The sequence below is a fragment of the Corynebacterium sp. HMSC056F09 genome (assembly GCF_001815785.1).
Taxonomy (GTDB): Bacteria; Actinomycetota; Actinomycetes; order Mycobacteriales; family Mycobacteriaceae; genus Corynebacterium; species Corynebacterium hiratae.
This window is the reverse complement of sequence record NZ_KV821981.1, coordinates 44,432-57,743: the sequence shown is the minus strand read 5'-3', so window position 1 is coordinate 57,743 and position 13,312 is coordinate 44,432. Positions and strand designations below refer to the sequence as shown.

General features: G+C 61.3%; 9 protein-coding genes and 1 pseudogene. 4 read left to right on the top strand and 6 right to left on the bottom strand.

The genetic code is table 11. The annotated features are described in order from the left end of the window. Window positions 1-7: 7 nt before the first annotated feature. Both fdnG and HMPREF3056_RS12665 read right to left on the bottom strand, forming a co-directional pair. The gene (fdnG, locus tag HMPREF3056_RS12675) at window positions 8-3,280 is read right to left on the bottom strand and encodes a formate dehydrogenase-N subunit alpha (RefSeq protein WP_246822530.1); all 3,273 of its coding nucleotides are present in this window, start codon (window positions 3,278-3,280) and stop codon (window positions 8-10) included. Window positions 3,281-3,403: 123 nt separating this feature from the next. Then, window positions 3,404-4,237: a PRC and DUF2382 domain-containing protein gene (locus HMPREF3056_RS12665; RefSeq protein WP_046648257.1), complete on the bottom strand. Its 834-nt coding sequence runs from the start codon at window positions 4,235-4,237 to the stop codon at window positions 3,404-3,406. 470 nt (window positions 4,238-4,707) lie between these two features. On the opposite strand from HMPREF3056_RS12665, the gene HMPREF3056_RS12660 reads away from it, so the two are divergent. The 3 genes from HMPREF3056_RS12660 to HMPREF3056_RS12650 all read left to right on the top strand — a co-directional run bounded on the left by HMPREF3056_RS12660 (window position 4,708) and on the right by HMPREF3056_RS12650 (window position 8,581). Continuing rightward, on the top strand, window positions 4,708-5,778 hold the full coding sequence (locus HMPREF3056_RS12660; RefSeq protein ID WP_070754982.1) for a lipoate--protein ligase family protein: 1,071 nt from the start codon (window positions 4,708-4,710) through the stop codon (window positions 5,776-5,778). Window positions 5,779-5,895: 117 nt separating this feature from the next. Beyond that, window positions 5,896-7,248, top strand: coding sequence for a dicarboxylate/amino acid:cation symporter (locus HMPREF3056_RS12655; protein ID WP_070754981.1), 1,353 nt, complete (start codon window positions 5,896-5,898; stop codon window positions 7,246-7,248). A 46-nt stretch (window positions 7,249-7,294) separates the two neighbouring features. Further along, complete coding sequence (locus HMPREF3056_RS12650; protein WP_070755005.1) at window positions 7,295-8,581, top strand: MFS transporter; 1,287 nt, start codon at window positions 7,295-7,297, stop codon at window positions 8,579-8,581. 249 nt (window positions 8,582-8,830) lie between these two features. On the opposite strand, the pseudogene HMPREF3056_RS12645 reads toward HMPREF3056_RS12650, so the two are convergent. From HMPREF3056_RS12645 to merA, 3 genes and pseudogenes are all read right to left on the bottom strand, one after another. Beyond that, window positions 8,831-9,784 (bottom strand): annotated as a pseudogene (locus tag HMPREF3056_RS12645) (cytochrome c biogenesis CcdA family protein); the annotation flags it as partial. Next, window positions 9,781-10,263, bottom strand: coding sequence for a TlpA family protein disulfide reductase (locus HMPREF3056_RS13855; protein WP_080975115.1), 483 nt, complete (start codon window positions 10,261-10,263; stop codon window positions 9,781-9,783). The pseudogene HMPREF3056_RS12645 and the gene HMPREF3056_RS13855, both read right to left, overlap by 4 nt. Before the next feature lie 228 nt (window positions 10,264-10,491). Continuing rightward, window positions 10,492-11,916 carry a mercury(II) reductase gene (merA, locus tag HMPREF3056_RS12635; RefSeq protein WP_046648249.1) on the bottom strand — a complete coding sequence of 475 codons (1,425 nt, stop codon included), beginning with the start codon at window positions 11,914-11,916 and terminating at the stop codon, window positions 10,492-10,494. 108 nt (window positions 11,917-12,024) lie between these two features. On the opposite strand from merA, the gene HMPREF3056_RS12630 reads away from it, so the two are divergent. Continuing rightward, entirely contained in the window at window positions 12,025-12,414 is a 390-nt protein-coding gene (locus HMPREF3056_RS12630) for a heavy metal-responsive transcriptional regulator (RefSeq protein WP_004601215.1), read from the top strand. A gap of 282 nt (window positions 12,415-12,696) precedes the next feature. Here the strand turns inward: HMPREF3056_RS12630 and HMPREF3056_RS12625 are convergent. Continuing rightward, window positions 12,697-13,312: HNH endonuclease signature motif containing protein (locus tag HMPREF3056_RS12625; RefSeq protein ID WP_246822529.1), on the bottom strand; the 616-nt coding region annotated here is incomplete at its 5' end.

Here is a 13,312-nt window from a genome sequence, read left to right as displayed (position 1 = left end):
GTCCTCCTTAGCTTTCTTTGCCTTCGTAGTCCGCCACATTGCCTGCGGTGGCATCATCGCCGGTGTTCTCCTCCGAAGCGCCGCTCTCCGTGCTGAAAGCATCTGAGACATCGAGGAGCCGGTTACCTGAGTCGACGGTGAGGTGCGCCCGCTCCTGGTACTCACGCAAGAGCTTGACGCGGGCCTCGCCCCGCGGGCGGCGGCCCGGCTGAATATCGCACGCACCCACCTTGGAGTTCTGGATGAACACGTTCGGCTCTAGGGTCAGACCCAACAGGTCGTTGGCGCCATCGCCGGCCACCTCGGTGGTCTCCGATTCTCCGTAGTGATACGGCAAGCCGATCTGGTGGAAGTCCTCACCATTGATGGTGAGCATCTCCATGCGGTCCGTCACCAAAACCTGAGCCTCGATGACGCCGCGCGGGGACACGATGGTGGCCCACTCGCCGTTGACCAATCCACGCTTGGCGGCCAGTTCCTTGTCCACCTCGCAGAAGAGCCCCGGCTGCAACTCCGCCAAGTAAGGCAAGCGGCGCGACATCGCGCCCGAGGTGTACATCTCCGTCAGACGGTAGGTGGAGAAGACAAACGGGAACACGTCCTCGCCCCGCTCCCCTGGCTCGGGGCGGGAAAGGTTGTCCGCGCGTTTGATAGTCAGGCGCGTCGGCGATTGCTGCTGCTTGTACAGCGCGTTGTGCACCGGCGATTCCTGGGGCTCGTAATGGGTCGGAAGAGGACCGTCGGACAGCCCCTTCGGCGCGAACAGCCAACCCAGGCCGTCGGCCTGCATGATAAACGGATCGTCGCCATCGAGGGCATCGGGGCCGACGGCGTCGACAGGCGCGACGTAGTCCGGGCGCTTGGTCACCGGGAAGTCCGGGACGTCGTCACCGACCCACTTGCCCTGCTCTTCATCCCACCAGATGTACTTCTTGCGCTCCGACCATGGAGTGCCATCCGGCTTGGCGGAGGCGCGGTTGTACAGGATGCGTCGGTTGGCCGGCCAGACCCAGCCCCACTCGAGTGCCACCTCGTTCTGCTCCGAACCCGGGACCTTCTTCGCGGCGTGGTTGATGCCGTCCTTATACACGCCGGTGTAGATCCAGCAGCCGCCGGAGGTGGAACCGTCGGCCCGCATCTCCGTAAAGGCCGGCAAAAGCTGGCCCTTCTTAGGCCCATCAAGGTAGTAGCCGTTGATCTCGCGCAAGATCTCGTCCGAGCTTGGATCGCCGTGCTCATCCTCGGTGTAGTCCCAGGTGACAGACTTGATCGGCAGATCGCGCGGATCAGTCGAATCCGCCAAGCGCTCCCTAATCTTCTTGCCTAGGTGGTAGAAGAACCACGCCTCACTGCGGGCCTGGCCCGGCGGCGGAGTCGCCTGGAAGCGCCACTGCACCATGCGCTGAGTCTGGGTAAAAGTTCCGGACTTCTCCACGTGCGTTGCCGCAGGCATGAGGAAGACCTCGGTGGCAATCTCCTCGGTCTTGAGCTCGCCGTTCTTGACTTCCGGCGAATCCTTCCAGAAACTTGCCGTTTCAATCTCCTGGAAATCGCGGACAACCAGCCACTTCAGCGAGGCCAGTCCGCGGCGCTGCATGCCGCCGTTGGACTGCGCCACCGCCGGGTTCTGGCCAAAGACAAAGTAGCCTTCCACCTCCTTGCGCAGCATGGCCAACAAGGTCTCATACGTCGAGTGCGCACCGGACAGGCGCGGCATGAGGTCAAAACCCCAGTTATTTTCCTTGGTTGCGGCGTCGCCCCAGTAGGACTTCATGAGCGAGACCGCGTAGTTCTCACCCAGCTGCCAGAAACCCTTCTGGTCTTCCTGCCGGAAGGAATCCAGGTAATCTTCCCAGGTCTCCTGATCCGCGTGCGGCATGGGCAGGTAGCCCGGCAGCGAGTTAAAGAGGGTCGGAATATCGGTCGATCCCTGAATCGAGGCGTGCCCGCGCAAAGCCATGATCCCCGAGCCAGGTCGTCCCACGTTGCCCATGAGCAGCTGCAGGATCGCCGCGGTACGGATGAACTGTGCGCCCAGGGTGTGCTGTGTAAAGCCCAGCGCGTAGGCGAAGCACGTGGTGCGCTCCGGGGTGGAGTTCTGCGCAATCGAGTCCGCCAAGTAGTAGAAGTCCTCCGGCGAAATGCCACAGGTCTCCTCCACCATCTCCGGGGTGTAGCGCGAGTAGTGGCGCTTGAGAATCTGGAAGACCGTGTTCGGATCCTCCAGCGTCAGGTCCTTCTCCACGTTCCACGAGGAGCCCTCAGGCTTTTGCACGTACTGCCACGAGTCCGTGACGTACTTGCCTTTCTCCGCGTCGTACCCGGAGAACAAGCCCTCCAAATCCTCGGTGTCCTGGAAATCCGGCGAGATGATCGACGCCGCGTTCGTGTAATTCACCACGTAATCGTGGAAATACAGGTCATTATCCAGCACGTACTTGATAATCGCGCCGAGCAGCACCACGTCCGTGCCTCCGCGAATGCCGATGTGGCGGTTCGCAAAGGCAGACGTACGTGTGTAGCGCGGATCCACGTGGATAATGCGCGCACCACGCTTCTTGGCTTCCACGACCCATTGGAATCCCACGGGGTGGCATTCCGCCATATTAGAACCCTCGATGACGATGCAGTCCGCATTCGCCATATCCTGCAGCGGTTGGGTTGCGCCGCCGCGGCCAAACGACGTTCCTAGACTAGGAACAGTGGCGGAGTGTCATATGCGCGCCTGGTTCTCCACCTGGATCGCGCCGGTGGCGGTAAACAGTTTCTTAATGAGGTAGTTCTCCTCATTATCTAGCGTCGCACCACCCAGGCCCGCAATGCCCATGGTGCGGTTGAGACGACGCCCGTGCTTATCGACGTCCTCCCAGTGCCTCGCGCGTGCCTCCACGAAACGGTCCGCGATCATATCCATCGCGGTTTCTTCATCGAGCTCCTGCCATTCGGTGGCATAGGGCGCTCGGTACTTGATCGTGGTGATGCGGGTCGAGGAATTAATGAGCTGCTCAGACGCAGAGCCCTTAGGGCACAAACGACCGCGGGAAATCGGGGAATCCGGGTCGCCCTCGATTTGGATGACGCGGTCATCCTTGACATAAACGCGCTGAGAACAACCCACTGCGCAGTAGGGGCAGACCGACTGGACGACGCGGTCCGCGTCAACGGTGCGTCCGCGCAGGTCTTCACTCTTAGCCGACTGCGTGGACACGTCGCGGCCGAAGGCATCCTTGTTCCGGATTTGGCGCACAACGGGCCAATTCAGTGGGCTAAAACGTGACATGATTCAAACCTACTGGCTTGGCCTTGCGTTTTCCACCCTGTTCAAGACCAGAAAATACTGAACAAACCCTAAACGCGAAAAGCTGGAGCTTTGCAGCTCCAGCCTCTTAGCCCTTAACCGAGATTACTTGCGGGTCTCGGTGATGCCGTCGGTATCGATTTGCTCCTTGCGCAGATCCTCGGTGTGGGTCTCGGTGTCCTTGATGGTCTCCTTGGAAAGGTTAACCTTCTCCACCGGGACGGTCTTCTTCTCTACATTCACGCGCTCTTCGTGCAGGGTGACGGAGGCTTCCTCCGCGCCGTTATCACCGATGGTGCCGGTGTAGTTGGCAGCGTCAGCCTCGGAAATCGGGGTGCGCTCGACGCGAACCTCTTCGCGCTCAACCGGAACCTCGACGGTCTCGGTATCGGTCACGACGTACTTGCGCAGGCGCGCCTCGCCGGTGGCCACGCGCTCCTTGTTGACGTCCAAGCGCTCCTCGGAGCGGATAACCTCGCCCTCATTGTTGGTGAGGTTGCTGCTGGTAGCAGCAGTCTCATCCTTAGCGTGTGCACCTGCACCAGCACCGGCAACACCAGCGCCAGCTACGCCAGCACCGGCAACGCCAGCGCGCTCATCACGCTCGTCACGGTAGGTGGTTACGTCCTGTGCGTTCTCGAGGTCGTAGTGCTTGAAGATGTCCGCCTGCGCCTCAGGAGTCAGCGGCTTATCGGAGTCAAAATCCGGCGCGTTCTCGATGCGGTCCTTAGAGAAAGCCAGCTTGAGCTCATCACCGGTGAAATCGTGACCACGGAGCGGAACCAAGCTGGAGCTCATACCGAACAGACCGTGGTTGACCTCAACGAAAGTCGGCTGACCGGACTGCTCGTCGACGAAGACCTCCTTGACGGAGCCCAGCTTCTCGCCGGCCTTGTCGTATGCGGTTGCGTTAAACAGATCCTTGATGTTCTTACCCATTGTTTCTCTAAACCTTTCTACATTTGGTCTATATCTCGATGGCAAACGATAGCTTTCATCTCTACCCCCATAAATCCCAGGGGATTGGGGGACGATTTGCTATTTCGTTTGCATTGACACCCACCATACGGACGAAACTACAATGCGCCACCGCCGCATCCCCTTCTTTTGTCAAAATCGCGCGTAGCCGCAGGTCATATTAGCTATAACGATTAGATTACAGACTATTTGAGCACCTCAAACGCCCACCAGTCCCCACTCTGCACTCCCGCCCCATATCCTAGAACGAAACATTAAGGCACTAACTTGCGCCCGCAACGTAGCACCCAACAGCAACCCTCTACGTGACCCCTTACTACTTCCACAGACACAACCAACAAACATTAGCTACCCCCATCCCAACTTTCGGATTCATTAAATGGTCTACTACCCCAATCGTCACACCGCCATACCTGAGTACCCTGAACACCATGAACCAAACTGAACACTTCGAGCTCAAAGTCCCCGGCGGCAAACTACTCGTCGTCGATCTCGATATTGACGCCGACAGCACCGTTACCGCGGCCAAGGTCTCTGGCGATTTCTTCCTCGAACCGGAAGAGGCCTACGAGGCCCTAGCCCCAGCGCTAGTCGGCATCACTACCGCCACAAGCACCGAGGACATCCAATCCCGCCTCGATGCCGCGCTTGCGCGAATCGATTCACCCGTAGCTCTCCACGGATTCGACACCCACCACCTAGCTGTCACGGTCAAGCGCGCGCTGTCTGGCGGCACCGACTTCACCGACCACAGCTGGGAGATCCTGCGTCCTGGGGTTCTGCCTACCCCAGTAAACGTTGCCCTTGACGAGGTCCTCCTCAACGAAGTCGCGGAAGGAAAGCGCGGGCCCACGCTCCGCTTCTGGGAATGGGAAGACCGCGCCGTCGTCTTCGGTTCCTACCAGTCCTATGCCAATGAGTTGGACCAGGAGGGCGTCGACAAGCACGGCATCATTCCAGTACGCCGAATCTCCGGTGGCGGTGCGATGTTCATGGAGGGCGGCAACTGCGTGACCTATTCCCTGTACGCCCCGGACTCGCTCGTGGCCGGCTATTCCTACGAGGCCAGCTACGAGTACCTAGACCAATGGGTACTCGCGACGCTGAGCAAGCTTGGCGTCAACGCCTGGTACGTGCCGATTAATGACATCACCTCGGACGGCGGAAAGATTGGCGGTGCCGCGCAAAAGCGCCGCAAAGGTGCGGTGCTCCACCACACCACGATGAGCTATGACATCGATGCGGACAAGATGATGGAAGTCTTGCGCATCGGCAAGGTCAAGGTCTCCTCCAAGGGCCTGGCCAGCGCAAAGAAACGTGTGGACCCGCTGCGCCGCCAGACCGGCGTGCCCCGCGAGGAAATCATCGACACCATGGCACGCGAGTTCGCCACCCGCTACGGCGCCGTCGACGCTGAGCTTTCCGACGACTCCCTAGCAGCCGCCCGGCGCCTCGTCGACACCAAATTCCTCAACGAAGAGTGGACCAAGCGCATCCCATAATTTGCAGGGGAATTTCTGGGCAGCGTACGGTGTTATAAGTTCTAGTGAACCGATCGGTATAAATCTACCGAACCATTTGGTCCATTTCTATACAACACTGTCTAGAAGGAAAATCTCGTGTCCGACACTTCCTCCCGCGCATCCTCGCGCACGCTGCCCTCGTGGGCCACCGGCTTTGGTGCCCAGGTCATCGCCGGCCTCATTATCGGCCTCATTCTCGGCTTCATCGCCTCCGGCATGGAGTCCTCGTGGCTCTCCGATACCTTGTCCGGCGTCGGCGGCGCGTACGTCCAATTGCTCAAAGTAATGGTCCCGCCGCTCATCTTCGCGGCCGTCGTCACCTCGGTTGCCAACCTGCGCAAGGTGGCTAACGCCGCCTCGCTGGCAATCTCCACCCTCGTATGGTTCGCCATTACGGCCTTCTTCTCCGTCTTGGCCGGCATTCTCGTTGCCCTCGTGATGAAGCCCGGAGTGGGCACAACTGTCGACGCCTCCACCGCCGCCGATCCTTCCAACGTTGGGTCCTGGACCGCCTTCCTCCAGCAACTCGTCCCCGCCAACTTCTTTGGACTCAAGGCTTCCCTGAGTGATGGCGAAGTCTCCCTCAGCTTCGGCGCCCTTCAGCTCCTTGTCATTTCTTTGGCTCTGGGCATCGCAGCGGTCAAGGCTGGCAAGGCAGCCGATCCCTTCCTGCGCTTTACCGAATCCTTCCTCAAGGTCATCCAGGTGGTTCTCTGGTGGATCATCCGTCTCGCCCCGATTGGCACCGCCGCCCTCATCGGTAAAGCCGTGTCTACCTACGGCTGGGATGCGCTGAGCTCCTTGGGCAAGTTCGTCCTCGCGATGTATGTCGGGCTCGCCCTTGTCATTGTTGTGGTCTACCCTGCCGTCCTCGCGTTCAACCGCATTCCAATCATTGGCTTCTACAAGCGCGTATGGCCAGTATTCTCCCTCGGCTTCGTCACCCGTTCCTCCATGGGAGTCATGCCGGTCACCCAGCGCTTTACGGAGAGAGCCATGGGTGTGCCTCGCGAATACGCCTCCTTCGCCATCCCGCTCGGCGCTACCACGAAGATGGACGGCTGCGCTTCCGTCTACCCGGCTATCGCCGCCATCTTCATTGCGCAGTTCTACGGAATTGACCTTTCCCCGACCCAATACCTTCTCATCATCTTCGTTTCCGTCATTGGCTCCGCAGCTACTGCCGGTACGACAGGCGCCACCGTCATGTTGACGCTGACACTCTCCACGCTAGGCCTCCCGCTGGCAGGCGTCGGCCTCTTGCTCGCCATCGAACCCATCATTGATATGGGCCGCACCGCCGTCAATGTCACCGGTCAGGCTCTGTGCGCCACGATCGTCGCCAAGCGCGCCGGCATCCAAGACCAAGCAACCTGGGACGCCGCCGAGGGTGGCGTCAATGACATCATGAACGCTGACGAGAACGAGCGGGAAAGCGTGAACGTTTAGGAATTAAGTGACGTGGAGCACACATAGTTTCTGTACGGTGGAAGCTATGTCCACGTCAACCCAAGCACCACCAGGCCCCGATTCCACACAACACCGCAGCGCTATCAAAGCGTCCTTCATAGGAACCTTCATCGAATGGTTCGACTATGCGGCCTACATTTATATGTCGGCCATTATCTCCCGAGTCTTCTTCCCGGAGATGGAAGGGCGCCGCGCGCTCATCATGACATTCGCACTCTTTGCGCTTTCTTTCCTCGTCCGCCCGCTCGGCGGAATAGTGTGGGGACACTTTGGTGACAAACACGGACGAATTCAAACCCTGACGGTATCGATCACGATGATGTCACTAGCGACAGCCGTGATCGGCTTCCTCCCCAGCTACGAAACCATCGGATTCGCCGCCACCCTGCTGCTTCTACTTTCGCGCATGGTCCAAGGTTTCTCCGCGGCTGGCGAATATGCCGGTGCAGCCACGCACCTCGCAGAAATCGCCCCGACTCATAAGCGGGGCATTTACGCCGCAATCGTTCCTTCCGCCACAGCATCCGGCCTGCTATTAGGCTCCCTCATTGCGGCTTTACTCACCGGCGTACTCGACGACGATGCTCTCATTTCTTGGGGTTGGCGCGTCCCCTTCCTCATCGCACTACCTCTAGGCCTTTACGGCCTGTGGATTCGCCGCAACGCCGATGAGTCTTCCCGCTTTGAGAATCAAGATGACACGGAAGAATCCCCTCTTCGCGAGGTCATCAAATATCCCAAGGCCCTGGCAATAGCCTTCTCGGGCGCGGTTCTCAACGCCATTGGCTTCTACGTCATCCTGACCTATCTACCCACCTACCTCTCCCAGGAGCTGGGCATGGCGGAGACACCTGCCTTCATTGCGTCGTCGGTCGCTTCCGCGTTCTATATCGGCTTCGCACTTCTCACCGGCCTGCTATCGGACCGCCTGGGCCGCCGCACGACCATGCTGTGCGCTGCACTTTTCATGGGACTCTTCATCGTCCCTGCGTTCATTCTTCTCGACGGCGCCGGCATTTTCCTCGTCATCATCATCCAGGTATGCCTCGGCGGCGTGCTTGCGCTTAACGACGGCGTCCTCCCCTCCTTCCTCTCCGAACAGTTCCCCACCCATGTTCGCCTTTCCGGCTTTGCACTCACCTTCAACACAGCTAACGCTGTCTTCGGCGGCACAGCGCCCATGATCGCCACCTGGCTTATTGACAAAACAGACAACCAACTCGCCCCGGCGTATTACCTTGTTGCCGCTGCGATTATCACCGGCGGAGGCGTTCTCTTCGCCTCCAAGCGGAATCGCCTAAAAGAGATCTAACCCACCGCCTCACTCTCCCCCTCCTGGTAGTAACTTCCATCAACGACCCACACTTGAGCTTCAGGCAGCGTCAATCGCCCGACCGCTAGCGATCCGAATTGTCGTTTCAGACGACGAGCAGGGCCGCACGAATTGACTTCCGGCCTGATGCCGCTGTACCAACCTGTCCTGATAGGCGGGCGCCTCGTTTGCCAGAAGATGGGCAAGGTTCCCTCTCCCCCTTGCTTTTTGGGAGTCCTCGGCCAGCCACGGGATCGTGCCTGGCCGGTCCTCGGTCGAGTTATTGTCCGGAGTTGGTGTGCAGCAGTCGGGTTCCCCGCTTTGCCCGGGGCCCTCGCCTGTGGGCGGCGTTCCCTGTCTGATGCGCAGTCTCCTGCGCCGGTTGAGGGCGGCCAATGCCGATGCGAGCACCACGGCTGCGGCGAGGGCTGCGATCAGGGTGCTGTTGTCGCTGATCCAGGCGCTGGCGGCGGCTGACCATACGGCGAGGCTGTTGGCCTGTGCGGTTCCGCCGGTGGCGGCGGGATACCAATACCAGCTGAGGTAGGCGCCGGTTATGGTGAGGATGAAGGCGGCGATGCGGTTGCTGTGCTTGGCCAGGCCGGTGATTCTTCGCCCGAGGGCGGCCCCGGCGATGGCCGTGCCTGCCGAAACGAGCATCAGGACAGTGGCCGAGCCTGCGGCGTAGGCGGCGAAGACCGCGAGCAGCCCGGCGTAGCTGGCGACGGCCTGGGCTTGGGCGATCACGGCCAGGAGCACCCCGAGGGTGCAGCCGAGGGATGCTGCGGCGTATCCGATCCCGAAGGCCACCATGCGCCCGGTTTTGTGACCTGCCCCTGCGGCTTCTTGTGTGCGGGGTTTCGTGGCCCAGGCCGGCAGACGGAGCCGTGGTGTGAGTCCGGTGAGCATGGCCAGGCCCAGCAGGAGAAGGATCACCCCGGTGGCCATTCCCAGCCAGGGCGCTGCGCTGATCAGGGTCCTGGCGCCCGCGCTGACGATCAGCCCGAAGGCTGCCAGGGTCCCGGCGAAGCCGAGGCTGAGCGCGAGCCCGGCCCGAAGCCCGTGGGCCAGACGCAGCGCGAGCGGGCGCGTCCGGGCGTCCCCGATGGTCTGGGCTATCCAGGCGGGCAGGAGGGCGAAACCGCAGGGATTGACCGGGGCAATCATTCCAGCGGCGAAGGCCAGGGCAAGCAGGGCTGTCATTGGGCACCGGCCTTGGTGAGTTCTTCTTGGATCTTTTCCGCAGACGGGTCGGTGGCCCGGAAGGTAACGTCGCCCTTCGCGTCGACCACCACCAGGGTGCTTATGGAGGTGACCTTGTACTGGGTGGTCAGTGTGGCCTCGGTGTCGATGACGGCAGGGAGCTCAGGGGCCTTGATGTAATCGCGGAATCCGTTGATGGTCTCCTTCGGTTCTCGGGGGTCCACGTCCACCAGGAGGTAGTCGGCCGAGCTTCCCAGGGCCGTGGAGGCCTTGTTCAGGGAATCGGCCCCTTCCACACACTCACCGCATCCGGCAGAGAAGAAGAACAGTGCTGCGGGCTTACCGTCCGGGATGGTCCGGGTAGTGCCGTCAATGTCGGAGACCGTAACAGCAACGGCACCGGCCGCGTCGGGCGACGAACCGCCTGACGCGGCCGACGGGCCGCTCGGTGAGCTGGCGCAGGCGGTTGTCAGTGCCATGACCGCTGCCAGAAACAGGGCGGAGGCGAGGTGCCTGGGCCGGGGAACGGACAGAGAACGGCGGGATCTCGGGTATGTCATAGTGTCTGGTGGTTCCTTCCAGGAATGGGGATGGGGACTCAGGCGGTACCGTGGTCGGTGCGGTGGTGCTCGGGGACAACAGATAGGTGAGGGCCTGGTCGGTGGCGGTCAGGGCATTCCTTTGCTTCGGTAGTGGGGGCTTGGAGCTCAGGCGCAGCAGGAGAGCTCGGAGACGTCGGTGGTGAAGGCCTTGGCGGCGATCCTGATGCCCTCGGCCATCGTCAGGTAGGGGCTCCAGGCGGCGGCGACCTGCGCGGTGGTCATGCCCGCTTCGAGGATGTAGACGCCGGCGGCGGCGATTTCCCCGGCGTCCTTGGCCACCGCGGAGAGGCCCAGGATCCGTCCGGTGTCGCGGTCCGCGACAACCTTGATGAAGCCGCGGGTGTCGCGGTTGACCACGGCTCGCGGCACGTACTCCAGGGGGAGGACCCGGCACTCGCAGCTGATCCCGGCGGCGACAGCTTCCTTTTCCGTCATCCCGACCGCCCCGATGGCGGGACTGGTGAAGGTGACCCGGGGCAGGTGCCGGTAGTCGACCTCGGCCAGGGCATCGGTGAACGCATTGTCCACGGCCAAGGCGCCGTGGGCCGCTGCGACGTAAACGAACTCCCGATGGCCGGTCGCGTCCCCGGCGGCCCAAACCCGCGGGTTGGACGTGGCCAGGCGGGAATCGACCACGATCTCGCCGGATGCGCCGGTCTTCACCCCGACGGCGTCAAGGTCCAGTCCCTCGGTCACCGGGCGGCGGCCCAGTGCCACGAGGATGCGGGAAGCGCGGAACACCTCCTCGCCCCCGGCCACGTTTGCCGTCACCGAGACCCCGTCCGGGCCGGAGGCCACGGAGTCGGCCATGGCCCGCCGGACCACCCGGATCCCCTCGTCGGCGAACACCCCCGCCAACGCCTTGGATGCCTCCGGTTCCTCCTGCGAGGCCAACCGGGAACGGACCAGCATGGTCACCCGGGAGCCCAGCCGGGAGAAAAGCTGTGCCATCTCCAGGGCAACATAGCCTCCGCCCAGGATCAGCATTGATTCGGGCACCTCGTCCAGTTCCATCGCCGTCGTCGAGGTCAGGTACCCGGCCTCGGCCAGTCCGGGAACGGGCGGCACGTAGGGTGCGGAGCCAGTGGCCACGAGGTAGTGCCCGGCCTCGATCGTTCTCACTGCACCATCCGGGGAGATCACCCGGAGCAGCGGTGCGTCCTGGGTTCCGGTGAACGACGCGTCCCCCGAGATCATCGTCCACCCGTAGTCCGCGGCCAGATCGACGTACTTCTCCGTGCGCATGCTTTCAACCAGCGCGGCCTTGCCCTGAATCAGGGCCGGCATGTCCACCGGGCCCGCCGAGGCCGCCACCCCAGGGAAGCGGGCCGAATCCAACGCCACGTGGCGGGCCTCCGCGGCAGCCAGGAGCGCCTTCGACGGGACGCAGCCCGTGTTCACGCATGTCCCGCCCACGGTGCCGCGCTCCACCATCACGACGCGCTTGCCCAGTCCGGTGGCCCGGATCGCGGCCGCAAACGCTCCGCCGCCGGAACCAATAATCGCCAGATCGAACTTTTCGTTTGTCATTCCAGATGTCTCTTCCCTGTGGTTCAAAAGTTCCTATGGAACCATTGTGAACCTTCCAGTACAATGGAAGGTCAAGTGTGGTGGCCATTGGAAGGGGAATCGGCGAACATGAGGATCGGACAGCTTGCGGAAGCAACCGGAACCACGACCAAGACCCTGCGGTTCTACGAGGAGTCGGGGCTGCTCCCTCCGGCCGAGCGATTGGCCTCCGGCTATCGGGACTACGCCGAGGATGCCGTGGGTCGGGTCGGGTTCATCCACCGGGGCCAGGCCGCCGGGCTGACCCTCGCCCAGATCCGCCAGATCCTCGACATCCGCGACGGCGGCCAGGCGCCCTGCGAGCACGTGCGCGACCTGCTTGACGTGCGCCTCGCTGAGATCGAGCAGCAGATCGCGCAGCTCTCCGTGCTGCGCGACACTATCGCGGACCTCAGACAGGACGCCGCACACCCGGACCCTGAAACGTGCAGCACCGATCAAGTGTGTAGGTACTTGTAATCCAATTGGGCACACCTCCTTAGCAACCACGCTATGCGAGAGTTGCAGCTCGACGAGAGCCAGGATGACAGGATTAACCGCCAGGAGCTATCTATAAATAGGGACTATTTCTTACCTGGAAGTAACATTTTGGCGGTTGAGGATAATACCTTTGGTGCATTTTGAGCCAAAGTAAAAATAGTCCCCTACGGGAAGACGGAAATAAGACAGTTCCCGGTGGACAAGAACAGTCTTCGCGAGCAGGTAGTTGGTGGGCCCTTGCGTTCATAATTCTGTGCACCATCACCACCATGATCGACAGGCGAAAACCAGGTTCTTCGGGTGGGTTGGCCCGCCTTCGGCCCAGTTGTGTCGGTAATCCAACTGGCTGAGAAAAGCAGGCTCGCCACAGCCGCCGACCCGGCAGGTACCGTCGCGGCCTTCGACAAGTTTGCGCATGATGATTCCTGGCTGGTAGCCATCGGCCTCTTTTATCTCTTCGGTTAAATCCCGCATCTTGTCATGTGGCATGGGCTCAGCTCGCCAGCCGAAGCCTTCAATAAAGGTCGGTGCATCCTCAATATCGCAGGCCTGGTAGGTGTGGAGCACCACCTCAGCTGGTGGCTTTATCTCACCGGAAAGCAGTTTGATGACTGCCTCAGCGACAGTGATGTCTTCCTTGGCGGCGGTCTGGTGGATGAAGGCATCGAGTTTAATGCCGGTGTCTTCCCCAACCTGCAGTTCCAGCCAGGCAGAGGTGCCGTTAGAAGAAAACCGGTACGTATCTTTAGGCCGGGTATCTTGGTAGGCGATGGAATCATCCAGGGTTTTACAAATATCGCGGACTTTGCGCCTGATTTGACTACGTGTAGGAAAAGCTTGGTTCGGCTTAGAAGGGGTGAAGAAGTCAGCCAGGAGG